Genomic DNA, 26,417 nt, shown 5'->3' on the forward strand with positions numbered 1-26,417 from the left:
GATGACAGACGCCGCCCACCCATCTGCGCTCGGCGCCCCGTCCTCCGGTGCTTCGTCGCCTGCCGCCCCTTCGCCCGCGGCGCCGCCCGGGATGCACGCCGCCACGTACCGCCGCGACATCGACGGGCTGCGCGCCTTCGCTGTGCTGCCGGTGGTGGCCTATCACCTACAGCTGCGCTTCATCACCGGCGGCTATGTCGGGGTCGACATCTTCTTTGTGATTTCGGGGTTCCTCATCACCGGGATCCTCGCGCGCGAAGTGGAGGAGCGGCGCTTCTCGATCGGGCGCTTCTACGAACGGCGCATCCGGCGCATCTTCCCGGCGATGTTCTTCGTGCTGGCCGCGGCGACGATCGCGGCGTTCGCGATCCTCTATCCGCTGGAGCTGGTTTCCTACGGGCACAGCATGTTGTGGAACGCGCTGTTCATGTCGAACAACTACTTCTTGGCGACGACCAACTATTTCGCAATGGGCGGCGAGACGAAGCCGCTGATCCACACTTGGTCGCTTGCGGTGGAGGAACAGTTCTACATCGTCTTCCCGCCACTGTTGTGGGTGCTGATGCGGCGCTGGGGACGCGGGGTCGCGGCCGTAGTGATGGCGGTGTGCGCGGTGGCAACGCTGGGGCTGAGCGCGGCGCTGCTCGCGTCCTACCCTTCCGCCGTCTTCTACCTCGCGCCGCTGCGCGCGTGGGAGCTGCTGATCGGGAGCCTCCTGGCCCTCGACGTCGTGCCGCGGCTGCGCGGGATGGCACGTGAGGCGGGGGGGGGGCTCGGCCTCCTGCTCGTGGTGGCGCCGGTCATCCTCTATACCCATGCGACGCCCTTTCCTGGGCTCGCCGCGCTGCCGCCCTGCCTGGGCACCGCGCTGCTTATACATTCCGGCCGACCCGATCCGGGTGCCGCGCTGCCGACGCTTAGCGCACGGTTCCTCGCTTGGACGCCGTTCGTATGGGTCGGCTTGATCTCCTATTCGCTATACCTGTGGCACTGGCCGACAATCGTGTTCTATCGCCTGGGCGTCCATTCGGTGTTGGGCGTGGCCGAGAAGCTGGCGCTGCTCGCCGTGATGATCGCGCTAGCCTGGTTCAGCTGGCGCGTGGTGGAGCGGCCGTTCCGCACCCGCGCGCTGCTGGCGACACGGCGCGCGATCTTCGCCGGGGGAGCGTTCGTGATCGCGGCGTCGCTGGCGACGGGCGCGGCGCTGATTGCGACGGACGGCTTCGCCTCGCGCCTGTCGCCGCGGGTGGCGAAGCTGGCGAGCTATCTGAACCTCGACATCACCGCGCAATACCGGCAGGGTCGTTGCTTTCTGTCGAATGAGGAGGGCAGCACCGCGACGATCGACCGCGCTGCGTGCCTAACCCCGCGGCCGGGGACGCGCAACTACCTGCTGCTGGGGGATAGTCACGGCGCGCACCTGTGGTGGGGGCTGGCCCACGTCTTTCCGCAGATTAACGTAATGCAGGCGACCGCCTCCGGCTGTCGCCCGCTGATCGGCGCGCCGGGGCTGCCACATTGCGTGGGCGAGCGGGCGGCGGTGTACCGGCTACTGCCGTCGCTGCGCCCCGACGCGGTGCTGCTGGCGGCGCGGTGGCGCGCGGACGAGCTGCCGCAGTTGGTGGCGACGGTGCGGGCGCTTCGCGGCCAGACAGGGCGCGTGATCGTATTTGGCCCGATCGTGCAATATGACGATCCGCTGCCGCGGCTGCTGGCCAACGCGGCTTGGTCCGGGCGCACGGCGTTGATCGCGGCGCGGCGCCGGCCGCTCGATCGCGCGCTGGACAGGAAACTGGCGGCAGCGGTGCGGGGTGCGGGTGGCGAGTATATCTCGATTTACGACGCGCTGTGCCGCGGCGGGGATTGCCAGACCGAGACTGCGGACGGCGCGCCGCTTCAGTTCGACTATGGTCATCTAACGCCGGAGGGGTCGATCGCAATAGCGGAGCACTGGCGCCGCCTCGCCGCCTTCCGCTGAGCGTTAGAGCGTGCCGAGCACGAAGGCGTCGAGATAGCCGAAGCGCGGCGCATCCGCCGCCAACGATGCCCGGATGTGATGCTTATCCTTGTACAGGAAGTGGCCGTCGCTCGTCAGCGGACAGCGCACAGCGTCACACAGGAACGGCAGCGGGTCGATCGTCCGCACGCCGGCAGCGGAGGCGACCGAGGCAAGCTTGGCGCGCACCCATGCGGTGCGCGCATAAAAAGCGGTTCTGTCGATCGCAGGCGGCGCAACCGGGCGCGCAGTCGCGAAGACACGGCGATAATAATGGCGCGGCAGCTGGTCGAAGTTGAACGGCTCAGGCAGCAGGATCGCGACCTCAGCGCCCCCAGCGCGAATTTTTGCGAGGCGCGTGGCGAGCTGCGCGAAGGCGACGTCTACGTTGGCCGCGTTCACCGCCTCGTCATGCTCGGCCCGGCACCCGCGCCACCCGCGCGAGCATAGCGCGCCGGGCGTCCAGCGGCCGCCCGCATCGCCGAAATACAGCGCCCAAGCCGAAACGACGAGGACGCGCGCGTAGCGCCCCTCAGCGACGAGTGGGAAGACTCGGTCGGCGAAGGCGGCGCATTCGCCCTCGCCGCGAGTCCAAGTCAACCTCGACAGTGGCGCGCAGCCGGAGTTGCGCAGCAGCGTCACCTCCACCCGCCCGCCATCTGCCAGCCGCTTTAGGCGCGGGATCATCTGCTCGGCGTGCGAATCGCCGACCACCGCGACCCGTACCGGGTTGCCGGTACCAAGCTGGCACCCCTGCGCCGCACCAATCCGCCAACGTCGCTCGCACGGGGCAAAACCCACCCAGTCGTTCGACGCGGCGCGAAAGTCTGCGAGCTGCGCGCGTGCCGCAGGCGAGAAGCCGCGTGTGCGCCACGCCTCGAATCCGGTCGTTTGGAGTGTCGCGATCAGCCCCGCCGCGACCAGAGCGGCGCTAGCCGCAATCACCCCCCAGCGCCGTCGCGGCGTGGTGCGCGCGGTGCCGAACACCGCGTCGCGCAACCGCGTCTCGATTAGGGTGTAGGACAGCACCGCCGCCACTACCGACAGCGCGACCCCGATCGCGATCACCGGCGCGATCAGCGCGCACCCGGCATAGACAAAGGCGACGACGATCGGCCAGTGCCACAGGTACAGCGAATAGGACCACACGCCTAGCGACCGCATCCCCGGCAGCGTCGCCCAGCGCGCCTGCCGCTGGTCCGCGGCCAGCACCGCCACCGCCCCCAGCACAGGCATTAGCGTCCAGATCGAGGGCCAGGGCACCGCATCGTCGAGCCAAAAAACCGACAGCAGGATGAGCACGAAGCCCCCAATTGCCAGCGCCGCCGAGCCCGCGCGCGAAGGCCGCGGCGCCCACAGCGCCAGAACGCCCCCTGCCAGCATCTCCCACGCGCGCGTCGGCAGCAGGAAAAAGGCATAATCGCGCAGGTGAGTCGAGCGACTCGCGATCCACAGCGTTGCGAGCAGCCCCACCGCACAACCGATCGCCACGAACGCCAGCCGCCGCCGCCACAGCCACTCCCAGCGCGCCACCAGCGCCAGCACGATGGGATAGAGCATGTAGAACTGCCATTCGGCCGACAGCGTCCAAGTGTGAAGCAGCCAGTTCGCCTCCGACGCATCGGCGAAATAGCCCGATTGGCGCGCGTAGAGGATGTTTGAGACAAACAGCACCGAGGCGGCGGCGTTGCGTGCGGTCTCCGCCAGCGTTAGCGGGTCAAGCGCGACCAGTCCGACGAGCACCAGGAAGACGCACAGCGTCGCCAGCGCGGGCACGATCCGACGTACCCGCGCCGCATAGAAGCCGAGGATCGAGAACGACCCGCGCGACACTCCGCGCTCCACGATCTGCGTCATCAGCAGCCCGGAGATGACGAAGAATACGTCGACGCCGACGAACCCGCCACGGAATCCCGCGACGTGAAAGTGAAACAGCACTACGACACTCGCCGCGAGCGCACGCAGTGCGTTGATGTCGTTGCGGAAGCCGCGCTCGGCGGTGGCGTCTGCGTGGTTCGCGAGCTGCGAGGCAGGCGACGCCCGCGCCGGGCCGGGAACTGCTCGATTGGGCGCTGGCACAGTGTCGCTCACGATGTCGTCCCCCACGCCCCGCGGACCCCCGCCTACCGAAGGGGCGCCGATGTTGCAACGCGGCGCATGCCGCAGCCGCGCGGACGGTGCGCCCGCGGCAATGAGCAGATGTGCGCTGTCCGAGTGGCACGCTGGCTGTAGACATGCTGCGTCGTCCAAAACCGCTGGTGCGCACTGCCCCGGCTGGCTATCGCGCCGCATCGGGGCCGGGGTATCGGGCACGCGGGCATCCAGGCCTTTGCGCTTATGGTTCGTGGCGGCCTCGGGAGTGAGACGGCATGCGAGGCGAGCTGGTGGCAAACGGCGGACGGACAGGCGCCGTGACGGTCGCGGCGATTCCGTCTACAGGGCTGGCGACGGGGTGGCGAGCAATGCCCGCGGCGTGGACATCGGTACCGGCAGCGGCGGCATCATCGGCGATTGGTTCCGCCTGACAATGGCCGCGCCCGTCCCCCCGCCCGCTGCCGGGTCATCATCCGCCCGCGCTGGCACCGGCGCGTCGGTGATGCGCCAGACGTTGCTGTACCTGCCCGCGCAGGTGCTGGCGCCGGTGATCCAGTTCGCCTCGATCCTGGTTTGGACGCACCTTATGTCGCCGACTGATCTCGGCATCGTGACACTGGTGATCGCGTCGCAGGAGGTGTGCTTCGCTCTCTTCTTTGGCTGGTGGCAACGTTACACGCTGCGTTTCCTGCGCAGCTTCGACGACGGCGACCGGCGGGTCGATTTCCTACGCTCGGAGACGGCGGCCGTGCTGCTCTCCACGCTCGCTCAGACGCTAGTCATCACCCCCGTGCTCTTGAGGCAGGCAGGTGATGCACGCGCGCCGCTGTTGCTGCTCGTTCTCGTCACCACGTTCATGGTAACGCGCTCGATCAGCAACTATCTTGCCGACCGCGCGCGCGCCAATGCGCAGATCGGGCTCTACAGCCTGATCCAGATCTGCGGCCCGGTGTTCGGGTTCCTCGTTGGCGTGCCGCTGCTGTGGCGCTACGGCTCATCGCCCAACGCAGTGTTCGCGGGATTCGTTTTGGCGCAGCTCGTCGGGCTCGGCGCCGCGATCGCGATGAGTGACTTCCTGAAGCGGGGGCCACGCATCGATCGCGCGATCTTCCGAACCGCGATCATCTTCGGCGGCTCGGTGATGATGGCGACGCTGCTGGCGACATTGGCGCTCAACCTCCCGCGTTTCATCGTCAGCGGCACGCTGGGCCTTGCAGCGATGGGTGCGTTCGCGGTTGGCTACAGCCTAGGGCTGCGCGCCTCGTCCTTCGCAGTGACGTTAGTGACGGCGGGCGCCTATCCGCTGGTCGTCAAGCGAATGGAGGAGGAGGGGATTGACGCAGCTTTCCAGCAACTGCGCCAGAACATGGTGCTGGTGGCCCTGGCGGTTATGCCGGTCGCGTTTGGATTATTGGGCGTCAACCAGTTAGTGGTGGACGTTCTGGTAGACGAGAAATATCGCGCCATCACCTATACCGTGCTGCCGTTAGCCACGATTGGGGGGTTGTTCCGCTATCTGCGGGCCCATACCTCGGATCAAGTATTTCTCATTTGCTTGAAGCCTCGCTATGCCACTTGGATTGCTGTGATCGACATCTTGATTGCGGCGCCGTCGGTTTGGGTAGGTCTTAAAGTGATGGGGATAACGGGAGCGGCTCTTGGACCAATGATTTCCGGCCTGTGCACGCTTACCGCCAGCTTCGTACTTTCACGCGTCCGCTTCGGCTTTCATGCTCCACTCGGTGATTTCGCGCGTATTCTGATCGTATCAGCGGCAATGTGCTTTGCAGTGCTCGCCTTGCCGGTACCGTCCACCGCGCTGGGGCTAATAGCCGCAGTTATTCTAGGAGCTACGGTGTTCGGCATCGGAATTGTCCTGTTGCTGCCGCAAGCGCGATTTTTCAGTCGCAGATTCAAGAGGACAAAACAGTGATCGCTTAAGCAAATATTGACAGGGGGGAAGAGCGAATTGCCGATATGCTAGCGGCCATGCTGCGCGCAGGACACAAGATGAGCGAGCGACCCCGCCGAAAGCACAGGCCCGCGTTCAAGACCGAGTCTGGCTGCCTTGAAATGCGACAGGACGCTGCGAGAAAAATTTTCCGGCCGGTGCTTTCAAGAAGGCCGGTATGTTGCCGAGCACAAAGCCGCTATCGATTCGGCATCCCCTGCCGCTGGTTGCGCTGGCGCGGTAACTTAGATTTCCCATTGACGTCCTCTGGCGTGATGGGATGGACGACCCCTGCTCCGAAGCGCTGCATACGTCCATCCCTTCTGCATCAGCAGCGATCTAGACGCCCTATCCACGGAGGATGATTATCACGGTCAATTTGGCCAAAAAACGCGCAGAACCGGGTCGTTCTACGGCGGCAGCTGAGGCGGAATTTACGATTTTATGACTGGGTGGCAAGGAGATATAAACTAGAATGTTTTGTACGCTTCTCCGTACCGTTTTTTTGCGGTCAGGTTTGTCAAACGGCGGTCACCAGCGATCTATGTTTCGCGGGGCCGCGATTGTATCCGTTTGAGTGAATAGCGATAACCCATAGCTAAACGCCGCCACGAATGCGAAAACACTGGTGACTTACGTAGCAAACACCCAGTTCAAATAAGCTGCAATACGAATACCTGCCCGCTTGAGGCGCCCTTCGAGCGCATCGTGCTGCTGATAAGCGTATCCCCAGCTAAGCTTTGGATCTGCGGGGTAGATTGCCTCGCGAAGTTTGATGCTTTCGGTCATCCACGTGGCTGGACGTACGTCGCTCCACGTAACGATGTCGCGAGGCGTTATCGTGCGCGACAGAAAGCGCGCGTACTCGCTGTACGACAGCTTCTCGTTGTCGATTAGCCCTGTATCCCACAGCGAGTGTAGATTGGTGGGACGGTTGAAGAACGAGACTGGCGTCTCATTGCCACCCCGGTCGTTGCCGCGGCCGACGTGAAGCGGTTGGTGCAGGTCACCGATGATGTGGACAATGAACCGCAAAGCAACCCGCCGGTCCTTGATAGGTGCCTTGGGATCCCGAAGCGTCGCGGTGAACTTCGTGAGCGCGGTCATCGCGTCACCCTCCGGCGGCGCCATGCTCGGCTTATACGTAATGCCCGAGGCGACGGTAACGTAATGCCACGGGCTGGCTGTCTTCTGCCAGAACGGTTCCGGGTTCGACTTTTGCTCGTCGGGGTAGGTCGACGCTTCGGCAAGCGTCTCATTGCCGATGAGCAGCGCGATATTCGCCCGCGCGAGGCCACTGAGATTCTCGTCGGCGATGGCGCCGGTGATGCGGTGGCCGTTTGGGCCCCAGGCGAGCGCGGGACTCGCGGCCAGGATAGCAGCAGCGGTGAGAAGCGAGCGGATCAGCATGCCGGGCCAGTAGCCCGCCAAAGCTGAACCGGAACCAGCTATGTGACGCCAGGCTGCGATAACGTTGCGGCGGCCTCCGCCAGCCGACGCGCCTGATCTATCGCGGCGGCAACGCTAGTCACGCGCTCCGAAACGGTGCCTTGACCCTGCAGCACCGCGACAGCGCTCGCATCCTCGAGCAACGCCGCCACCCGCGCCAGCAGCTGCTCGACCAGATCCTCATCGTTGGCGTTCATAGCGACACGATGCCGAGGTCACCGCTGAAGTCGACCCGCAGCTTTCAGCGTCAGGCGAGAAGCTCGCTGGCAGTAACCTCGAGTGGAACAGCAAGCTTCTCGACCACCGTTATCGTCGGGTTGCGCTTGGCACGTTCGATGTCGCTGACATAGGTGCGGTGGATGCCGGCACGGTCGGCGTAATCCTCCTGGCTCCAGCCCTTTGCCTCGCGCAGGCGGCGGACGTTGCGGGCAAGGCGGCTACGGATTTCCACAACCCGCCAAAGACGCGCCCGTATCTCATCGATCTACAGACGATCAGTGACATTCGAGTTGACTGTCAGTTGCAGCAGAGCGTGTGTCACCTCCCGAGACTCATCGTCGACAGGAGGGATGAGATGGACGTGACGCAAGCAAAGCAACTGGTGGTACGCGCCTGGCCGCAGATCGTGGCGGAGACACGCGAGCAGCTTGGCGGCGAGCTGCACTATCAGGCGGTTGCGTATCACTGCCTGCGCCAGGCGGGCGTTCCCGCCCGGCAAATGGGCATGAACGTCAAACAGTGGATCGATGCGCCGATATCCTCGCTGTTCCAGGCGTGGGACCAGAAGAAGAAAGAGGCTTTTCGCGGCGGCTTCGAGCCGGTGCCCGATATCGTGCTCTTCAAGCCCGAGGTCGCGGGGAACTGGCAGCGCCGTAACGCGGAAGCGACCATCGCCAACATGCTGATGGCCATTGAGGTCAAAGCGTCGGAACGTGCCAATGGTCGTTTGTCGGTCGCCGAAATCGTCCGCGACATCGCCAAGCTCGCCGCTCACCGCGAGGAGATCGAGCATCGCGGCCATGCGATGACGCCGGTGATGATGGTCATCGATGTCGCGAGCGATGCACGCGAGCGGATGCGCGCGAAGGATGTCGACTATTGCGCTGCCCGGGCGGCCGAGCAGCAGGTTGGCTGGATGTACGTCTCGCCCGACGCCGATGCCTGCGTCATCCACTGACGACTATTGACACCCCAAACGGACGCTTCACGATAGTAGGCGTCTGTTGATCAGACCACCACGCCAAGGAGGGCAGGTGTTGCTCGGTTGTCGAGCAGCCTGTCCGCGTGCGTGGTCCGGCTGCTCGTCATTCTCACGGCAACACCTGCGCTGGCGTCGGTGTTCACTGTGGGAGAATGACGATGACGAATGTTGAGACCGCAACGCCGGCAAAGCGCGGCGGCAAGCGGCAGTCGGGAATGCTCGGCGATACGCTGAAGGAGGCGGTCGCCCACACGTCGCGTGCCCGCGCGGCGCGCGAGAAGCGGGTCGGCGCCCATGAGCGGCGGGCAGAAACCGTGATACGCCGCAACGACCTCGTGCCCGAGCTCGTTATTGTCATGCGGTCTGTCACCGAGCTCATCGCGCCCACCCGCCGCACGCGCAAATACGACGCAGGCGACGTGATGGAGATGGGTAATCATCTCTCGGCGTTCGGCTTCGTCCAGCCTATCGTCATCGGACGCGATGGCCGCACCATCGTCGATGGTGAGCTGAGGCTCGAGGGCGCGCGCTGGCTCGGGCTCGAGCAGGTGCCCTGTATCCTCCTTGCCAACCACAGCCGCAGCGAGGAGCGTGCGCTGCGGCTCGCGCTCAACCGGCTCGGGCAGCGCCGCAGCTGGGACATGGATGCGCTGCGCGTCGAGATCGAAGAGCTGCTGATCGAGGAGCAGCCCATCGAGCTGCTCGGCTTCGATGCGGTCGAGCTCGACCAGATCATGGTCGAGGAGCAAGCGGATGATGAGGAGACCGTCGATATCGCCGAGGGGCCTGCGGTTACCCGTGCAGGTGACCTGTGGATCCTGGGCGACCACCGCCTCCTGTGCGGCGACGCGCGTGAGGCGACGAACTACGATGTGCTGATGCCGGGGGAACAGGCGCAGCTCATTCTCACCGACCCGCCGTACAATATCGCCGTCAGCGACATCGTCTCGACGCAGCACGCCGAGTTCGCCTTTGCCTCCGGCGAGATGAGCGATGATGAGTTCGCAGCCTTTCTCACTGGCTTCATCAGTGCAGCGCTGCCGGTGCTGGTCAAGGGCGCGGTGGTCTTCGCGTTCATGGACTGGCGGCAGATCGAGCTGCTGCTGCGAGCCGGTCGCGGCACAGGGCTCGAGCTCCTCAACATCATCACCTGGGTCAAGGCCAATGCCGGCCGCGGCAGCCTCTACCGCTCACAGCACGAGCTCGTCGCGATGTTCAAGACGCACGGCGAGCACAAGAACCGGATCCAGCTCGGCAAGCGCGGTCGCAACCGCTCCAACGTCTGGTTCGCGCCAGGTGCTGGTACCGCCGGCAGCGACGCGCGCGCGTTCCTGAAAGAACATCCGACCTCGAAGCCGGTGCAGCTGCTCGTCGACGCGATGCTAGACGTAACCGACCCGGGCGACATCGTCATCGACGCCTTCGGCGGATCCGGGAGCACGCTGATTGCCGCCGAGCGCACCAAGCGGCGCGCGCGCGTCATCGAATACGAACCGCGCTACTGCGACCTCATCGTGCGGCGCTGGGAAGCGGCGAACGGGGGGACGGCATTGCTCGCTGCTACCAGCAGCAGCTTCGCCGACACCGCGCGCGAGCGCGAGCCTGTGCCAGGGAAGCGGTGAGCGGAAGCCAGGCGAAGCAGGGCTAATAGCCCTGCTTCTCCCGCTCTTCCTTCCAGTAGCTGAGTTCCCAGAAGGCTTGGTGGTTACGCCCAAGATCAAACGCGCGCAGGAACTGCGTCATTGAATCGACTTGGTCGTTGCGGCCCATCGGAAACGCCGCGATCTCGTTGAAGAAGGTAGCCTCCCACGGCTGGTCAGCGACATAGAAGACGCGTCCGGCTTCGATCTTGGGCGCCTGGTGCATCGCACGCTCGATCTTCGAGCCCTTGGGCGGCATCCATTCCAACCAGGTAACGCCCTCCTGACTTAACTGCTGAATTAGCGCGATGCCGCTCGACGCCTTCTCGACGATGACCGTTTTGGGCTTGTGCTTGGCATATTGCGCCCGCACCGCTTTGAGGAGCTGGGGATAGCTCAGCCGCTCGCGAAAGACATCGAGCAGCACGAAGCTCTTTCCGCGAACGCCCCACGTCGTGCAGACCGACCAGGCGGCCGTCGCTTCCTCGCTGATGGCGGTGTCCCAGCTCTGATACTTGGCTTCGAAATAATCGTAGGGGAGCTTCACCTCGGGGATGGGGCGGAAGTCCTTCAGCTTGAAGATATTGCCGCCGAGCGCCTTTGGGTCCTGGAGGATCTGCGCGGCATAGGCCGCCTCGCCAAGGTCGAGCTTGAGCTGCTCGAGCGCTGCATGGTCGAAGCGCTCGGGATAGAGGAGGTCACCCGGCTCGAGTTGCCAGCGCTCTTTCTCGCCGATGTCGAAGCTCATCGGCTTCAAGGCTTCTGCCGGTACAGACAGCATGGTCCATCCACCGTCGTCGCGCAGCTTGCCGATGAGATCCTCGGTGTGCAGCCGCTGCGAGATGACGATCATCCGGCCGTCGGCGGGCTTGTCGAACCGCGACATCAGCGTGTTGGTGATCCAGCCATGCGCCTCGTTGCGCGCAGCTTCCGACACGACCGCGTCCTTTGCCTTGAGCGGATCATCGACGATGATGATGTCGGCGCCCTTGCCGGTGACCGAGCCGTCGACCGAGGTTGCGCGGCGATAGCCACCCGCCGTCGTCTCGAGCCGATGCAGCGCGCCGCCATCGGCGGCGATCTGCGTCTTGGGAAACAGCGCACGGTAGAGCGGCGACTGCATGATCTTGCGGCTCTGCACTGCAAAGTCGCGCGACAATTCGTCGCCATAGGAGGCGCAGATGATCTTGAGCGACGGGTCACGGCCAAGCAGCCACGTCGGCAGTGCCACGGAGCCCGCGAACGATTTGCCGAAGCGCGGCGGGATGGCGACGAGCAGCCGCTTCACCTCGCCCGAGGCCACCCGCTCAAAGGTACGCGCGAGGAGCTTGGTGTGGTTGGCGGGCAGGAACTCACCCGACGGCACCGCCTCGCTGAAGATGAGCTGCATATAGTCGATAAGGCTTTTGCGGGCGTACTCGTACACCCGCGCGCGCATCGCTGCGCGGGCGCTGTTGGGATCTTCAGTCACGACCGGCGCCTCAGGATGGCGAGCTCGGCCGCGCTCAGCGGTTCGACCACCACCGCTACGCGATCTTCGTCGTTCAGCAGGCGGTCGCGCAGCGCCTCGGCTATCACCAGCGCTTTGAGATCGCCGCTGGCGACCTTGGTGGCGAGCTGGTGATAACCAATCTCGGTCGGCGTCTTGCGGCACTTGCGACCGCCGAGCGTCACCGGCCGCGGCGTGTCGAGCGCTTCGCGCAGCAGCGTCTTGCGGTCCTTCGCGCCCTTCGGCCGCCCCGGTCCACCGCGGCCACCCGGTTTGAACCGGCTGTGCACCGGCGGCTTGTTCTTCCCGACCTCATAGCCGAGCGTTTCGAGCGGCACGTCCGCTGGCGCGTCCGGCACCGTGCTGCGGCTGCCCTCGCTGTTGAACCTAACCGGCATGGAATGCGCCTCCCATGCTCGTAGCTGTCATTACCTGCCGGCTCCGCCGGCTGCCCCTGCTGGACATACGTCCCCCTTGGTCAGTTACCGTCAACGATGTGGGTACCTGCATTCCAAGGAGGCAAAGCCTCGCCCGTCACACTGATGGTCACGGGCCTTGAAAGCCATACGCTACAAACAACCGCCCGCACGGTAGGTCAAGAGAGCCGGCAGTAATTTCAGGCCGCTTTCCCGTTTCTTTTCGGCTTTTCCCGTTTAGCTCTGCCGGGAAACGTCGCGCTCCGAGAAGCTATTAGTGAGGTTCGACACCCTCCGCGAAGTGCGTTCGCGAACGACCAGACAACGCTTTTCCCGTTATCCGGCGTTTTAAATCGGGATAGATGCTCGCCAATCGTCGGAAGTGAAAGCGGCAGCATTTCACAACCGTACCACCGGCACTTTCTCCGGAGAATCGGCTCACGTTTTTTGGCGATTCAGGGGTGAAGTGGGTTCTCTGCGGTACTGCATGGCGACGAAAAAGGCGCAGAACTGCGCGCTTTCAGCTGCAGAGAACGATAAATAGCAGATGTTCTTAGACTGACTGGCGGAGACGGAGGGATTCGAACCCTCGGTACAGTTTCCCGTACGACGCTTTAGCAAAGCGTTGGTTTCAGCCACTCACCCACGTCTCCGGGCCGGCAGAGGCGCGGCTATAGCGGCGTCTTTCGGGGCGATCAACACCGCCGCCCCGGTTCGGATCGGCGCGCCGCCCATGCGCGCCGTCGCACGCGTTCATTGCCGTGACAGCCATGCTACGGTTAAGATAGGCGAACGGGGTGCGCCCGGGGGAGTTTTCGAGTGATGCGCAAGTTGATGGTCGCCCTGGGGCTGGTCGCGACGATGCTGGGCGGAGCGGCACCGGCGCAGGTGCGCACGATCGATCCAAACCAGACGATCGACGGCGACCTGCAGGGCACGCGTGTGGCCCCGCCGCCGCGCACACCGCAGCCCCGCGCAATGACGCCCCCGCCGCGGGCGACAGCGCCGACCTATCGCGAGCCGACCTATACGGACGACAGCGCGCCTGACGCGACCCGCCCGCCGGCGCCCACCGCCCCCGCGCAGCAGAGCGAGCGCACGCCGGCGCAGGAACAGCGCGCCGAGGCGACGACGCAGGCCGCCACCACCTTCAAGCGCGACGATCTGATCGGCGCGGGCGAGGGCGTGTTCGGCAAGGGCGCTGAAGGCTTCGCCTCGATCATCGAGAAGATCCTGAGCGAGCAGGGTGAGCCCAACGCCTATATCGCCGGACGCGAGGCGGCGGGCGCGTTCGTCGTCGGGCTGCGCTACGGATCGGGGATCATGACGCACAAGGTGGAGGGGCAGATGCCCGTCTACTGGACCGGGCCTTCAGTGGGCTTCGATGTCGGCGGCGATGCCAACAAGGTCTTTGTCCTCGTCTACAACCTCTACGACACCGCCGAGCTGTTCCGCCGCTTCCCGGCGGCGGAGGGGCGGCTCTATTTCATCGGCGGGTTCGCCGCGACGTATCTGCGGCGCGGCAATGTGGTGCTGATCCCGGTGCGGCTCGGCGTGGGCTACCGTGCGGGCGTCAACGTCGGCTACATGAAGTTCACGCCCAAATCGACCTGGCTGCCGTTCTAGGCGAAGCGCGGCAAGCGCCGCGTCGGCGCTAACTCGCGCAAGCCCGGCCGGCGGGCGCCCGGCGCCCGTTCGACGACGCGGCTTCACCACGGCGCGTGCCCGCCTACCCGCTCCTAAGCGACCAACTGCCACTCCAGCGTCTCGCCGGCATGGAACGGCACAACCGCGGTATCGCCCTCGCCCACCAGCGCGGGTACCGGCGTCGCCACCCGCTCCAGCGTCACCGTCCCCGTATTAAGCGGCAGGCCGTAGAAGCGCGCGCCGTGCTCACTCGCGAACCCCTCGAACCGGTCGAGCGCGCCTTCCGCCTCGAACACCGACAGGTAGCTTTCGAGCGCGAACGGCGCGTTGAAGATGCCCGCGCATCCACAGCCCGATTCCTTTGCGCCCACCACGTGCGGCGCGCTGTCGGTCCCGAGGAAGAACTTGGGCGAGCCCGATACCGCCGCGGCGCGCACGGCGAGGCGGTGGCGCTCGCGCTTCGCCACCGGCAGGCAATAGGCGTGCGGGCGCAGGCCGCCGTCGAAGATCGCGTTGCGGTTGATGATGAGGTGCTGCGGCGTAATCGTCGCAGCCACGGTGTCGGGCGCGGCGGTCACGTAATCCGCCGCATCGGCGGTGGTGATATGCTCGAGCACGATCCGGAGCGCGGGAAAGTCGCGCACCAGCCGCTGCAACGTGCGATCGATGAACACCGCCTCGCGATCGAAGATGTCGACGTCGCGATCGGTCACCTCGCCGTGGATCAGCAGCGGCATGCCGATCGCCTGCATCCGCTCGAGCACGGGGGCAAGCGCGAAGATACCGGTCACGCCATGCGCGGAATTGGTCGTCGCGTGCGCGGGATAGAGCTTGCACGCGGTGAACACGCCCTCGGCATGGCCCACGGCGATCGCGTCCGCGTCGGCGCCGTCGGTAAGATAGCAGGTCATCAGCGGGGTGAAGTCGCAGCCAGCGGGCAGCGCCGCGACGATCCGATCGCGATAGGCGCGCGCCGCCGCCGCGTCGGTCACCGGAGGGGTGAGATTGGGCATGATGATCGCGCGGGCGAACTGGCGCGCGGTATGCGCGGCCACCGCCTGCAGCATCGCGCCGTCGCGCAGGTGGACGTGCCAATCGTCGGGGCGGCGGATCGTGAGGCGCTCGGTCATGCCACGCGCGATAGCCGGCACCCGCCGGCTTGTGAATGACGACCGCGCGCCTAGCTTGGCGGGATGACCGATGCCGCCCCTGCCCCGCCTGCCGAGACACCCACGACGACGCTGGCCGATCGCGCGCTGATCCGCCTGTCGGGCGAGGACGTGCGCGGCTTCCTCCAGGGGCTCGTCACCAACGACGTCGCCGGGCCGCTGCCGGTGTGGGCGGCGCTGCTGTCACCGCAGGGCAAGGCGCTGTTCGACTTCATCGTCTGGGCCGACAGCGACGATCTGCTACTCGATGCCGAAGGGAATCAGGCAGACGCACTCGCCAAGCGGCTGACGCTCTATCGCCTGCGCCGCCCGATCACCATCGCGCGCGACGATACGCTGGCGGTGCACTGGTCGCCCGGCGGGGACTCCGGCGTGCCCGATCCACGCCTTGCCGAGCTCGGGCGGCGCTGGATCGCCCCCGCGGGCGCCCCGGCGGCGGGCTGGCACGCGCATCGCCTGTCGCTCGGCGTCACCGAGGGCGTGGCCGAGCTCGGCAGCGGCGAGACGCTATGGCTCGAATGCAACGCGCGCGAGCTGGGCGGCGTCAGCTTCGCGAAGGGCTGCTACGTCGGGCAGGAGAATACCGCGCGGATGAACTATCGCTCGACGGTCAATCGCCGGCTGGTCGTCGCGCCGCTCGCCGAAGCCGGCCCGCGGACGCGCGCGCGCTATCCCGATCTCGGGCTGATGGTGGAGCATCGCCGCGTCGAATCGCTCGGCGATGCGCTGCACCCGGCGTGGCTCGAAGCGGCGCTGGCGACCGAACAACCGGCTGATTAACCCGCGATCATCCCGAAGGGCACGACGCGGTTCGTCTGCGTGTGCCCGATCTCCGCCGGCCCCAAATAGGGCACACCCATGTCGGCGCACCACCGCGCGATCATCACCGCCAGTGTCTCGCCCCAGCGCGGCGTGTTGTCCTTGACGTCGGTCACGGCGCCGAGCCGCACGCCGGCGATGCCGCGCAGCTGCGTCGCGTTGGCCATCGTGAACAACAGCCGGTCGACGTTGTACAGCGGCTCGGACACTTCCTCGATCAGCAACTCGTGGTCGGTTAGGTCGGGCAGCCACGGTGTCCCGATCAGCGCGCCGAGGATCGCGAGGTTGAACGCCGCCGCCGGCCGCTTGCCGAGGCCCGGCTCGAGCCCCTGCCGCTCGCCGCGCGCGATCCAGCCCAATGCACGCGCCACCGTCGCATCGCCGCCGCCCGAGCGGCGCATGATATCGATCGGCATCGGTCCGTGCGCCACCTGCCCGATCCGCCGAGCATAGAGCGCGCCGAGCAGGAACCCCATATCCGAATAGCCGACGTATTTCTTGGCGCGCGCCGCGGCGTTGAGCTGCGGCATCACGCGCGCCAGGATCCGGTTCGATCCGTAGCCGCCACGCGCGAACCAGATCGCGCCGAATGCGGCATCGTTGGCGAATTCGAGGAACGCCGCCGCGCGCCGCGCATCGCGGCCGGCAAAATGCCCGTCATTCTCCCAGCATTGCGGATGGAAGACGAGCTCGACCTCGGGATAGGCGATCGCGGCAAGCGCGGTCAGCGGCGCGACCATGTCGGGGTTGGCGGTGTTCGCCGGCGCGACGATGCCGATCTTCACGCTGCGATGCTCATGCTGGCGCCTTTGTCATCTGTTCCGGCGCCTTCACCTTGCCCGATCCCGCCCGCGGCGATAGCGCGCCGCCATGCACGACGGCAACATCGCGAACGCCCGCTTCTTCTTCGTCGGGGTCGGCGGCTCGGGGATGATGCCGCTGGCGATGATCCTCGCCGGGCGCGGGGCGATCGTCGCCGGCTCGGATCGCGGGCTCGATCAGGGGCGCGTGCCCGCGAAGTTCGACGATCTCGCGACCAAAGGCGTCGCGCTGTTCCCACAGGACGGCAGCGGCATCGTCTCGCCCGACCAGATCGTCGTCGCCTCCGCGGCGGTTGAGGCGAGCGTCGCGGATATCGTCGCCGCCGACCGACTCGGCTGCCGCCGCATGACGCGCGCCGAGCTCAATGCCGCGCTGTTCAATGCCAGCCGAGTGCCGATCGGTGTCGCGGGGACCAGCGGCAAATCGACCGTCACCGGCATGATTGCGCGCATCCTCCACGATGCGGGCCGCGATCCCACGGTGATGAACGGCGCGGTGATGAAGGATTTCGCGCGCGCCGATCGCCCTTTCGCCAGCGCGCTCGTCGGCAGCGGCGACGCCTATGTTAGCGAAGTGGACGAGAGCGATGGATCGATCGCGCTCTACCGCCCGCAGATCGCGGTGCTCAACAACGTCAGCCTCGACCACAAGTCGCTTGACGAACTGAACGCGCTGTTCGCCGCCTTCATCGCCGCGGCGGGGATGGCGATCGTTAACGTCGACAATCCCGATGCCGCCGCGCTCGCGATGCAACTGCCGCGTGACCGGGTGACGACCTTCTCGCTCGGCGGCGACGCCGATCTCGTCGCGCGCGACATCGCCGAGGAACCGTTCGCGATCGCCTTCACGCTGCGCGACGCGCGCGTGCGGCTGCAGGTGCCCGGGCGGCACAACGTGTCGAACGCGCTTGCCGCGATCGGGGCCGCGCTCGCCGCGGGCGTGCCGTTCGATGCGGCGATCGCCGCCCTCGCCGCTTACACCGGGCTGAAGCGCCGCTTCGATCTCGTCGGCACGGCGGGCGGCGTCGCGGTGATCGACGATTTCGGGCACAATCCGGACAAGATCGCCGCGACGCTGGCGACGCTGCACGCCTTTCCCGGCCGGCTCCTCGTGCTGTTCCAGCCGCACGGCTACGGGCCCTTGAAGGCGATGCGGCGCGAGCTCGTCGACACCTTCGTCCGCGGGCTCGATCGCGACGACCTGCTCGTCCTCCCCGATCCCGTTTACCAGGGCGGCACGGTCTCACGCGAGGTGACGAGCGCCGATATCGTCGCCGACGTCGCAGCGGCGGGCGCTGCCGCGCGCCACGTCCCCGATCGCGCCGCCGCCGCCGCGCATCTCACCGCTCAGGCGCGCAGCGGCGATCGCATCGTGGTGATGGGCGCGCGCGACGATACGCTGCCGCTGCTCGCCGCGGAGATGGTGGCGCAGCTCGCCGCACGTGATAAGGTCGCATGACCAGCCACCAAGGAGCGCACCGATGATCCGCCGCCTGTTCCTCGACCACCCCGCCTCGGTCGGCGAGAGCTACGTCGAGCATCTCGGCGTCGCGTCGCGCTTCGGCGTGCGGATGGTGGCGGGTGGGCTCGGCGCGCTGGTCCACGGCATCCTGCCCTTCGCCTGCAAATCGACCGGCAGCCGCACGATCGCGACGCTCCACGCCGAGATGGTCGCCAAGCGGACGGCGAAGCGCGACGCCGAAACGCAGCTCAAGACGGTCGAATACGTCATCTGAGCGTGGGCGCGCGGTGATGAGCGGCGCGGCACGATCGATCGAAATCCGTCCGCTCGCAGCCACCGATCTCGCCGCGGCGGTGGCGATCCAGGACGCAACCTATCCCGCTTTCCTGCGCGAGCCGGCGACTGCCTTCGCCAGCCGCCTCGCGCTCGGTGCGAGCTACTGCTTTGCGGCGCATATCGACGGCGTGCTCGCGGGATATCTCCTCGCGCACGGCTGGCAGCGTGAAGCGCCCCCGCCGGTCGGCGCCGCTCTGATCGACGACGGCGCGCGCGACGTGCTGTTCATCCATGACCTGGCGGTCGCGTCAGCGGAACGCGGCACGGGTATCGGCCGCGCGCTGGTGGCGCAGGGCATCGCTGCCGCGACGGCCGACGGGATCACGGCGGCGGAACTGATCGCGGTCGAGGGGGCGAGCGCCTTCTGGGCCGGGATGGGCTTCGCGCAGGCGCCGACCAGCCCCGCGCTTGCCGCCAAGGTCGCCGGCTACGGCCCGCACGCCCGGTGGATGACGCGAGCGATCGGCCTAGCCAGCCATCCCGACGGCCTCGCCTGACGTTACTCAACCGCTCGCCGGGGTTTCGCCACCGCGCCCGCTCCCCTACATCGCGCGTCGATGACCGACGCCCCTCGCGCCGCCAGCGCGCCCCGCCCCCAAGCTCGCCCCCAAGCCCGCCCTCGCCTCGCCTATCATCTCACCGAAGGCGCCGGGCCGACGATCGTCTTCCTGCCCGGCTATGCCTCCGACATGGAAGGCACCAAGGCGCTCGCGCTCGAGCGCTGGGCGAAGGCGAGCGGCCGCGCCTTCCTGCGTTTCGACTATGCCGGCTGCGGCGCGAGTGAGGGCAAGTTCGAGGACCAGTCGCTCGCCGACTGGCGCGACGATGCGCTGGCGATGATCGATCAGGCGGTGACGGGGCCGGTCGTGCTCGTCGGCTCGTCGATGGGCGGGTGGATCATGCTGCTCGCCGCGCTCGCCCGGCCGGATCGCGTCACGGCGCTTGTCGGCATCGCGCCCGCGCCCGATTTCACCGACTGGGGCTTCAGCCAGGACGAGAAGCTCTACATCCTCCAGCATGGGCGACTAGAGCGGCCCAATCCCTACGGCCCCGCCCCCACCGTCTACACCCGCCGCTTCTGGCAGGCGGGCGAGGCGAGCCGCGTGATGCACGGCCCGATCGCGATCGACTGCCCCGTGCGGCTGCTCCACGGCCAGCGCGATCCCGACGTGCCTTGGGCGCAGTCGATACGGCTCGCTGAACTGCTGCGTACCGGCGACGTTCAGCTGACGCTCGTCAAGGACGGGGACCACCGCCTGTCGCGCGACGCCGATCTCGCGCTGCTGATCCGCACGGTGGAGGAGGTATTGCCATGATGCTGATCGCGCTCGCCCTGCAAGCCGCGGCGCTGCCGCCGGGTGAGAGCTGCGCCGCGCTGATTTCGACCGACGCCATCGCGGCGGAACGGCGCGCGGCCACGAACCGCAGCGTCGACGGGCGCGCCTGCCTTGGTCTCGCGCTCGTCGCGCAGCAGCGCTTTGCCGACGCCGCCCCCGCCTTCGAGGAGGCCGCCAAGGCCGCCGAGCTGAAGCGCGACGGCAACGCTGCCCGCTATTGGGCGCAGGCCGGCAATGCGTGGCTCGCGGGGCAGAACCCGGCAAAGGCGCGCGCGGCGCTCGACGCGGCGCTGGCGGCGGGCACGCTCGATGGGCTGGAGCGCGGCGAGGCGGCGCTCGATCGCGCGCGCGCGCTCGTCGCCGCGGGCGATACCAAGGCGGCACGCGCTGACCTCGACCTTGCGCTGGTCGATGCGGCCGACGATCCGCTCGCTTGGCTCCTCTCCGCGACGCTCGCGCGGCGCACCGGCGACATGACGCTGGCGAAGAACCATATTGCGGAAGCGCTGCGTCGCTCGCCCGACGACGCGCAGGTGCAGCTTGAGGCCGGCAACATCGCCGCGCTGGCAGGCGACGAGGCGGGTGCTCGCGCCGCGTGGCAGGCGGCGGCGCGGATCGCCCCCGATCGACCGGCGGGCCAATCCGCGGCTCGCGCGTTGACGCAATTCGCCGCAGCCGCGACCAAGTAACCACGGAGGACCAATGCGCTATCTCCACACCATGATCCGGGTCGCCGATCCGGAAAAGACGATCCGCTTCTTCGAGGTGCTCGGCCTCAAGGAAGTCCGCCGCACCGAGAGCGAGGCGGGGCGCTTCACGCTGATCTTTCTCGCCAGCCCCGACGACATGAACGGCCCGGGCGAGCGCGGGCGCGCCGAGGTGGAGCTGACCTACAACTGGCCGCCCGAGGACGGCAGCGCGCCCGAGGAATATACCGGCGGCCGCAATTTCGGGCACCTCGCCTATGATTGCGACGATATCTACGCGACGTGCCAGGCGGTGCTCGACGCAGGGTACACCGTCCACCGTCCGCCGCGCGACGGGCACATGGCGTTCGTCAAGACGCCCGACGGCATCTCGATCGAGCTGCTGCAATTGAACGGCCGCAAGCCGCCGCAGGAGCCCTGGGCCTCGATGCCCAACACCGGCAGCTGGTGATGGCGGCGCCCGCGCCCGCAATGTCGACGGGGACGGGACGGTTGATCGTCAACATCGACGTTCCCGACCTGGCGCGGGCGCAGGCCTTCTACTGCGGCGTGTTCGGCCTTGCCCCGGCACGGCGGCTCGCGCCCGGCGTGCTCGAGCTCGTCGGGCTGGATGCGCCGATCTACCTGCTCGAGATGGACGACGGCAGCCGTGCGAGCGACCAGTCGCCGGCGCAACGCGACTATCGCCGCCACTGGACCCCGGTCCACCTCGACGTCGCGGTCGACGATCTCGACCGCGCACGCGCCGCGGCGATCGCGGCGGGCGCGCGCGACGAGGGCGGGATTCGCGAGGCTGCCTATGGCCGCATCGCCAGCTTCGCCGACCCGTTCGGCCACGGTTTCTGCCTGATCCAGTTCAACGAAAGGGGCTATGATGCCATCGCCACTTGAGATCGTCCGTGTCCCCGTTCTCAGTGACAATTACGCCTGGCTAGTGCACGATCCCGGCAGCGGGACGACGATGGCGCTCGATCCGGGTGAGGCGCAGCCGCTGCTCGATGCCGCGGCGGCACGCGGCTTGGCGATCGGCGAGGTGTGGAACACGCACTGGCACCCCGATCACGTCGGCGGCAACGCGGCGATCGTCGCGGCGACCGGCGCGCGGGTCGTCGGCCCTGAGGCGGAACGCGGCAAGATCGGGCAGCTCGACGTCGGGCTGGGCGAGGGCGACAGCGCGACGCTCGGCGATCACGTCGCCGCTGTGATGACCGTGCCCGGCCACACGCAGGGGCATATCGCGTTCCACTTCGCTGGCGACGGGGCGATCTTCACCGGCGACACGCTGTTCGCGATGGGCTGCGGCCGCCTGTTCGAAGGCACGCCGTCCGACATGTTCGGCAACATGCAGCGCTACGCCGCGCTGCCGCCCGAAACGCGCGTCTACTGCGGGCACGAGTACACGCTGTCGAACGGCCGCTACGCACTGGTCGCCGAGCCCGACAACGCTGCGATCCGGGAGCGGATGGTGGAGGTCGAGGCGCGCCGCGCGGCGGGCGAACCGACCGTGCCGACGACGATCGGCGCCGAGCTCGCCACCAACCCGTTCCTGCGCGCGCGCAGCGTCGAGGAGCTCGCCGAGCGACGCCAGGCGAAGGATGTTTTTCGCGGCTGACCGCTTATATTGACCATGGCGGGGCAGGAGTGACGACGATGCGCAAGATGTTGATCTACTTTGCTATTCCCGCGCTAGCCGGCGGTGCGGCGATGACCGCTGCGACCGCGACCGACAGCCGCCCCGGGCCGCTCGCGCGCGAGCAGGCGCGCGTCGCCAGCGATCTCGCCCGACTGACGCCGCAACCCGATGTCGATTGTATCGACACGCGCCGCAACGACGGGTCGCTCCGCGCGGTCGGCCGCCAGCTGATCTACCGCCAGAACCGCAACACGATCTTTGTCAGCAACACCGCCGGCGGGTGTGAGGGCGTGGCGCGCGGCGACGTGCTGGTGACGCGGCAGTTCGGCACGCGGCTGTGCCAGGGCGATATCGCGCAGACGGTCGATCGCACCGTCGGCTTCCCGACGGGCAGTTGCGCGATCGGGCGGTTCACCCCCTATACCAAGCGCTGACGGCGTCCCCGTCCCCGCCGGACCCGCCTCCTACGATCCCGGCCCGCATCGCCCGGGGCGGGACTTGGTGCTAGGCCGCTGCGATTGCCGCCCCGTGAGGCGGACGATCAATCGGAGTGCACCATGCCCAACCCAACCGAAGCCGATCTGACCGGCGTCGAACCGCGCGTGTCGCCCAAGGCGGAAGTCGAGCAGATCGGCGGCCGCAAGCTCAAGCCAGCCACGCTGATGATGGGGCACGGCTTCGATCCCGCGCTGTCCGAAGGCTCGCTCAAGCCGCCGATCTTCCTCACCTCGACGTTCGTCTTTCCCAATGCCGCTGCCGGCAAGCGCCATTTCGAAGGCGTGACGGGCAAGCGGCCGGGCGGCGCCGAGGGGCTCGTCTACTCGCGCTTCAACGGCCCCAATCAGGAGATCCTTGAGGACCGCCTCGGCGTGTGGGAAGATGCGGAGGACGCGCTCACCTTCTCTAGCGGCATGTCGGCGATCGCCACCCTGTTCCTGTCGATGACCAAGCCGGGCGACACGATCGTGCATTCGGGCCCGCTCTACGCCGCGACCGAGACGCTGATCGCGCGCATTCTGGGCAAGTTCGGCGTGAAGTGGCTCGATTTCCCCGCCGGCGCAACGCGTGCGGAGATCGACGCGGTGCTGACCGAGGCGGCGACCGGCAACGTCGCGCTGATCTACCTCGAAAGCCCCGCCAACCCAACCAACGCACTGGTCGACGTAGAGGCGGTGGCGGCCAGCCGCGACGCGATCTTCACCGGCGAAAACAAGCCGCCGATCGCGATCGACAACACGTTCCTCGGGCCGCTGTGGCACAAGCCGCTGCGCCACGGTGCGGACATCGTCGTCTACAGCCTCACCAAATATGCCGGTGGGCACAGCGATCTCGTCGCCGGCGGCGTGCTTGGGTCGAAGGAGCACATCAACACCATCCGGCTGATGCGCAACACGATCGGCACGATCTGCGATCCCAACACCGCCTGGATGCTGCTGCGCAGCCTCGAGACGCTCGAACTGCGGATGAGCCGCGCGGGTGAAAATGCCGTCAAGGTATGCGAGTTCCTCGCCGCGCATCCCAAGGTGGAGAAGGTCGGCTATCTCGGCTTTCTCGAGCGGGGCGAGGACAAGCGGCAGGCGGATATCTATCGCCGCCACTGCAGCGGCGCGGGATCGACCTTCTCACTGTATCTGAAGGGCGGCGAGGCGGAGGCGTTCGCGTTCCTCGATGCGCTCAAGATCGCCAAGCTCGCGGTCAGCCTGGGCGGTACCGAGACGCTCGCAAGCCATCCAGCGGCGATGACGCATCTGTCGGTGGCGGACGCGCGCAAGGCGGCGCTGGGCATCACCGACAATCTCGTGCGGATCTCGATCGGGGTCGAGGATGCCGACGATCTGATTGCCGACTTCGCGCAGGCGCTCGACGCGATCCCAGCCTGAGCGATCCCGGCCTAAGCGATCCCGGCCTGAGCGACAAAAAAGGGCCCGGTACTTTCGTACCGGGCCTTAGTGCGTCCGCAGGAGGAACATCGTGGGGCGCCGGCCGCGGCCGGCACCCGATCGGGTCAATAATTGTAGGCGCGCTCGCCGTGCTCGTTGATGTCGAGGCCCTCGGCTTCGACTTCGGCGGAGGGTCGCAGGCCGATCGTGGCCTTGAGCGCGAGGAACAGGACGGCGCTGACGACGCCTGTCCACAGCACGGTGGTGCCGACCGCCCAGATCTGCGTCATCACCTGACCGCCGAGATCGTAGACGCCGGCCTTGGCGACGGGCGCGGTATAGTCGATCCAGCCCTGGCCGCCGAGCGCGGGGTCCGCGACGATGCCGGTGCCGATCGCACCGACGATGCCGCCGACGCAGTGGATGCCGAACACGTCGAGCGTGTCGTCGTACTTCAGCGCGTTCTTCACGGTGGTGACGAAGACGAAGCACACGCCCGAGGCGACCGCGCCCAGGATGATCGCGGTGCCCGGATGGGCGAAGCCCGCAGCCGGAGTAATCGCGACGAGCCCGGCGACGACGCCCGAGGCGGCGCCGAGCAGCGACGGCTTCTTGTGCACCACCTGCTCGATCACCGCCCAGGTGACGCCGGCGGCGGCGGTGGCGGTGAAGGTGTTGATGAAGGCCAGCGCGCCGAACGCATTCGCCTCGAGCCCGGAGCCCGCATTGAAGCCGAACCAGCCGATCCACAGCAGCGACGCGCCGATCATCGTCATCGTCAGCGAGTGCGGCGGCATCGGCTCGGCCTTGTAGCCGCGGCGCGGGCCGATGATGATGCAGCCGACCAGCCCGGCGATGCCGGCGTTGATGTGCACCACGGTGCCGCCCGCGAAGTCGAGCGCGCCCCAGCCCCACAGCAGCCCGCTGTCGTCGGGCGCTGCCGGCAGGAAGTCCGGTCCGGCCCAATACCACACCATGTGCGCGAGCGGGAAATAGGCGAGCGTCAGCCAGCCGACGACGAACAGGATCAGCGGCGTGAACTTCACCCGCTCCGCGAACGCGCCGACGATCAGCGCCGGGGTGATGCACGCGAACGTCATTTGGAAGATGACGAAGACATATTCGGGCAGGTAGACGCCGTTGGAGAAGGTGGCGGCATACGTCGATGGCGAGACGCCCGCGAGGAACGCCTTGTCGAGCCCGCCGAACAGCTTGGGGAACGGCGTGCCAGTGGAGGTGAAGGCCATCGAATAGCCCCAGCCGAACCACACCAGCGCTGCGACGCACACGATCGTCAGCACCTGCATCAGCACCGACAGCATGTTCTTGGTGCGCACCAGCCCGCCGTAGAACAGCGCCAGTGCGGGCACCGACATCATCAGCACAAAGGCCGACGCGACGAGCATCCAGGCGACATCGCCCTTGTTGACCATCTCGGCAGTCGGAACGAACGGCGCCGCGGCCGCGGCGGCGGGTGCTGCGGCATCGGCGACGTTGCCCGCGGCGTCCTGCGCCCACGCGGGCAGCGCGGCGAACAGCGCCGCCCCCGTCCCGGCCGCGATGCGGGCAGCGCCCGCGATATTGCTAAGCTTCATACCCACCCCTCTCAAAGCGCCGTGTCGTCGGTTTCGCCGGTGCGGATGCGCACCGCCTGGCCCACGTCGAGGACGAAGATCTTGCCGTCGCCGATCGCGCCGGTGTTGGCGGAGGACTGGATCGCCTCGACCACCCGGTCCGCGAGGTTCGCCGCGCAGACGACCTCGATCTTGATCTTGGGCACCATGTTGGTGCTGTATTCGGCCCCGCGGTAGATTTCGGTCTGCCCCTTCTGGCGACCGAAACCCTTGACCTCGCTGACCGTCATCCCCGCCACGCCGATCGCGGTCAGCGCCTCGCGCACCTCGTCGAGCTTGAATGGCTTGATGATGGCAATGATCAGTTTCATCGCGCCCCCTTCGCGTTACCCGCAAGGATGCTTTGCAATGCCCGTGCCAACCCGCACGCCGCCGCTGTCAGCAGCCGCAGCGGCGCGGAAAAAGGTTAAGACACGTTAGTTTTTGTGCAGCCGCGGGAAACTGCCTTAAATTTAAGCAGCGTCGACGATCGCCCGTGCGGCCGGCAAATCACCCTCGTCGACCATCACGCGCACCGGGATGAGCAGCCAGCTCCCCTCGACGATTGAGGTGGCTCCATCGAAGGCAATCGCGTCGATCCCCTCGCTGTCGAGTCGCGCGACGATAATGTTGGCGAGGTTGCGGTCGTACCGCCCGAGTTCGACCAGGCTCATGATGCGATCAGCAGGTTACGGGGCATGAGGGCGCAACGCACGGCGCGCGGCGATGGCGCATCGGCAATCGTCGGCATTCAGGC

Annotated in this window: 27 protein-coding genes and 1 tRNA gene; 16 read left to right on the forward strand and 12 right to left on the reverse strand. The window is 67.1% G+C overall.

Going from position 1 to position 26,417, the window contains the following annotated elements; genetic code table 11:
* The first annotated feature begins 91 nt into the window (after nt 1–91).
* Nucleotides 92–1,978: an acyltransferase family protein gene (locus tag B7L05_RS08750; protein ID WP_179187168.1), complete on the forward strand. Its 1,887-nt coding sequence runs from the start codon at nt 92–94 to the stop codon at nt 1,976–1,978.
* 3 nt (nt 1,979–1,981) lie between these two features.
* On the opposite strand, the gene B7L05_RS08755 is transcribed toward B7L05_RS08750, so the two are convergent.
* Nucleotides 1,982–4,087, reverse strand: coding sequence for an acyltransferase family protein (locus B7L05_RS08755; RefSeq protein WP_179187169.1), 2,106 nt, complete (start codon nt 4,085–4,087; stop codon nt 1,982–1,984).
* A 361-nt stretch (nt 4,088–4,448) separates the two neighbouring features.
* Here B7L05_RS08755 and B7L05_RS16920 point away from each other — a divergent pair, with 361 nt between their 5' ends.
* A complete protein-coding gene (locus B7L05_RS16920) occupies nt 4,449–6,023 on the forward strand; it encodes a lipopolysaccharide biosynthesis protein (RefSeq protein WP_179187170.1) in 1,575 nt (524 codons plus the stop codon).
* A 651-nt stretch (nt 6,024–6,674) separates the two neighbouring features.
* On the opposite strand, the gene B7L05_RS08775 is transcribed toward B7L05_RS16920, so the two are convergent.
* Genes B7L05_RS08775 through B7L05_RS08785 form a run of 3 tightly spaced genes read right to left on the reverse strand, consistent with a single transcriptional unit; the run spans nt 6,675 to nt 7,941 of the window.
* A complete protein-coding gene (locus B7L05_RS08775) occupies nt 6,675–7,451 on the reverse strand; it encodes a S1/P1 nuclease (RefSeq protein WP_144037204.1) in 777 nt (258 codons plus the stop codon).
* 38 nt (nt 7,452–7,489) lie between these two features.
* Nucleotides 7,490–7,687, reverse strand: coding sequence for a hypothetical protein (locus B7L05_RS08780; protein WP_085809901.1), 198 nt, complete (start codon nt 7,685–7,687; stop codon nt 7,490–7,492).
* Between the two features lie 50 nt (nt 7,688–7,737).
* Complete coding sequence (locus B7L05_RS08785) at nt 7,738–7,941, reverse strand: helix-turn-helix domain-containing protein (protein ID WP_085809902.1); 204 nt, start codon at nt 7,939–7,941, stop codon at nt 7,738–7,740.
* Between the two features lie 69 nt (nt 7,942–8,010).
* Here B7L05_RS08785 and B7L05_RS08790 point away from each other — a divergent pair, with 69 nt between their 5' ends.
* Together B7L05_RS08790 and B7L05_RS08795 are read left to right on the forward strand one after the other, a co-directional pair.
* Complete coding sequence (locus tag B7L05_RS08790) at nt 8,011–8,667, forward strand: hypothetical protein (RefSeq protein WP_144037205.1); 657 nt, start codon at nt 8,011–8,013, stop codon at nt 8,665–8,667.
* Between the two features lie 182 nt (nt 8,668–8,849).
* Nucleotides 8,850–10,313 (forward strand): DNA modification methylase, encoded by a 1,464-nt coding sequence (locus B7L05_RS08795; protein WP_179187171.1) that lies wholly within the window; start codon nt 8,850–8,852, stop codon nt 10,311–10,313.
* Nucleotides 10,314–10,335: 22 nt separating this feature from the next.
* Here B7L05_RS08795 and terL read toward each other — a convergent pair whose 3' ends face one another.
* From terL to B7L05_RS08810, 3 genes are all read right to left on the reverse strand, one after another.
* Entirely contained in the window at nt 10,336–11,802 is a 1,467-nt protein-coding gene (gene terL, locus B7L05_RS08800; RefSeq protein WP_085809905.1) for a phage terminase large subunit, read from the reverse strand.
* Nucleotides 11,799–12,218, reverse strand: coding sequence for a DUF5681 domain-containing protein (locus B7L05_RS08805; RefSeq protein WP_085809906.1), 420 nt, complete (start codon nt 12,216–12,218; stop codon nt 11,799–11,801). The genes terL and B7L05_RS08805 overlap by 4 nt, the downstream gene beginning before the upstream one ends.
* A 581-nt stretch (nt 12,219–12,799) precedes the next feature.
* Nucleotides 12,800–12,889 (reverse strand) — tRNA-Ser (locus B7L05_RS08810).
* Between the two features lie 169 nt (nt 12,890–13,058).
* Here B7L05_RS08810 and B7L05_RS08815 point away from each other — a divergent pair.
* Entirely contained in the window at nt 13,059–13,862 is an 804-nt protein-coding gene (locus tag B7L05_RS08815; RefSeq protein WP_085809907.1) for an EipA family protein, read from the forward strand.
* A 113-nt stretch (nt 13,863–13,975) separates the two neighbouring features.
* Here the strand turns inward: B7L05_RS08815 and pyrC are convergent, their stop codons facing one another.
* The gene (gene pyrC, locus B7L05_RS08820) at nt 13,976–15,013 is read right to left on the reverse strand and encodes a dihydroorotase (RefSeq protein WP_085809908.1); all 1,038 of its coding nucleotides are present in this window, start codon (nt 15,011–15,013) and stop codon (nt 13,976–13,978) included.
* A gap of 63 nt (nt 15,014–15,076) precedes the next feature.
* On the opposite strand from pyrC, the gene B7L05_RS08825 reads away from it, so the two are divergent.
* Nucleotides 15,077–15,832, forward strand: coding sequence for a folate-binding protein YgfZ (locus B7L05_RS08825; protein ID WP_085809909.1), 756 nt, complete (start codon nt 15,077–15,079; stop codon nt 15,830–15,832).
* Here the strand turns inward: B7L05_RS08825 and B7L05_RS08830 are convergent.
* On the reverse strand, nt 15,829–16,656 hold the full coding sequence (locus B7L05_RS08830; protein ID WP_179187172.1) for an LD-carboxypeptidase: 828 nt from the start codon (nt 16,654–16,656) through the stop codon (nt 15,829–15,831). The two genes, B7L05_RS08825 and B7L05_RS08830, sit on opposite strands and share 4 nt — an antisense overlap.
* Nucleotides 16,657–16,741: 85 nt before the next feature.
* Between B7L05_RS08830 and B7L05_RS08835 the strand changes: the two genes are divergently transcribed.
* The 10 genes from B7L05_RS08835 (at nt 16,742) to B7L05_RS08880 (ending at nt 24,047) form a co-directional block, all read left to right on the forward strand.
* A complete protein-coding gene (locus B7L05_RS08835) occupies nt 16,742–18,151 on the forward strand; it encodes a glutamate ligase domain-containing protein (protein WP_085809910.1) in 1,410 nt (469 codons plus the stop codon).
* 22 nt (nt 18,152–18,173) lie between these two features.
* The gene (locus tag B7L05_RS08840) at nt 18,174–18,428 is read left to right on the forward strand and encodes a DUF6356 family protein (RefSeq protein ID WP_085809911.1); all 255 of its coding nucleotides are present in this window, start codon (nt 18,174–18,176) and stop codon (nt 18,426–18,428) included.
* Between the two features lie 16 nt (nt 18,429–18,444).
* Nucleotides 18,445–18,987, forward strand: coding sequence for a GNAT family N-acetyltransferase (locus B7L05_RS08845; RefSeq protein ID WP_085809912.1), 543 nt, complete (start codon nt 18,445–18,447; stop codon nt 18,985–18,987).
* Between the two features lie 60 nt (nt 18,988–19,047).
* Nucleotides 19,048–19,806, forward strand: a complete 759-nt coding sequence (locus tag B7L05_RS08850) for an alpha/beta hydrolase (RefSeq protein WP_085809913.1) — start codon at nt 19,048–19,050, stop codon at nt 19,804–19,806.
* Nucleotides 19,803–20,516: a tetratricopeptide repeat protein gene (locus tag B7L05_RS08855; RefSeq protein ID WP_085809914.1), complete on the forward strand. Its 714-nt coding sequence runs from the start codon at nt 19,803–19,805 to the stop codon at nt 20,514–20,516. The genes B7L05_RS08850 and B7L05_RS08855 overlap by 4 nt, the downstream gene beginning before the upstream one ends.
* Before the next feature lie 13 nt (nt 20,517–20,529).
* Nucleotides 20,530–20,985, forward strand: coding sequence for a VOC family protein (locus tag B7L05_RS08860; protein WP_085809915.1), 456 nt, complete (start codon nt 20,530–20,532; stop codon nt 20,983–20,985).
* A complete protein-coding gene (locus tag B7L05_RS08865) occupies nt 20,985–21,425 on the forward strand; it encodes a VOC family protein (protein ID WP_218776001.1) in 441 nt (146 codons plus the stop codon). The genes B7L05_RS08860 and B7L05_RS08865 overlap by 1 nt, the downstream gene beginning before the upstream one ends.
* Nucleotides 21,409–22,146 carry a hydroxyacylglutathione hydrolase gene (gloB, locus tag B7L05_RS08870; protein WP_085810080.1) on the forward strand — a complete coding sequence of 246 codons (738 nt, stop codon included), beginning with the start codon at nt 21,409–21,411 and terminating at the stop codon, nt 22,144–22,146. The genes B7L05_RS08865 and gloB overlap by 17 nt, the downstream gene beginning before the upstream one ends.
* A 38-nt stretch (nt 22,147–22,184) precedes the next feature.
* The gene (locus tag B7L05_RS08875) at nt 22,185–22,601 is read left to right on the forward strand and encodes a hypothetical protein (RefSeq protein WP_144037206.1); all 417 of its coding nucleotides are present in this window, start codon (nt 22,185–22,187) and stop codon (nt 22,599–22,601) included.
* 123 nt (nt 22,602–22,724) lie between these two features.
* Nucleotides 22,725–24,047, forward strand: a complete 1,323-nt coding sequence (locus B7L05_RS08880; RefSeq protein WP_085809917.1) for a cystathionine gamma-synthase family protein — start codon at nt 22,725–22,727, stop codon at nt 24,045–24,047.
* 125 nt (nt 24,048–24,172) lie between these two features.
* On the opposite strand, the gene B7L05_RS08885 is transcribed toward B7L05_RS08880, so the two are convergent.
* The 3 genes from B7L05_RS08885 to B7L05_RS08895 form a co-directional block, all read right to left on the reverse strand.
* Nucleotides 24,173–25,642, reverse strand: coding sequence for an ammonium transporter (locus B7L05_RS08885; RefSeq protein ID WP_085809918.1), 1,470 nt, complete (start codon nt 25,640–25,642; stop codon nt 24,173–24,175).
* An 11-nt stretch (nt 25,643–25,653) separates the two neighbouring features.
* Nucleotides 25,654–25,992 (reverse strand): P-II family nitrogen regulator, encoded by a 339-nt coding sequence (locus B7L05_RS08890; protein WP_085809919.1) that lies wholly within the window; start codon nt 25,990–25,992, stop codon nt 25,654–25,656.
* Nucleotides 25,993–26,133: 141 nt separating this feature from the next.
* On the reverse strand, nt 26,134–26,334 hold the full coding sequence (locus B7L05_RS08895) for a DUF2007 domain-containing protein (protein WP_085809920.1): 201 nt from the start codon (nt 26,332–26,334) through the stop codon (nt 26,134–26,136).
* Nucleotides 26,335–26,417: the final 83 nt, after the last annotated feature.

Origin of the sequence: Sphingomonas sp. TZW2008 (genome assembly GCF_002117915.1) — a bacterium.
Taxonomy (GTDB): Bacteria; Pseudomonadota; Alphaproteobacteria; order Sphingomonadales; family Sphingomonadaceae; genus Sphingomonas.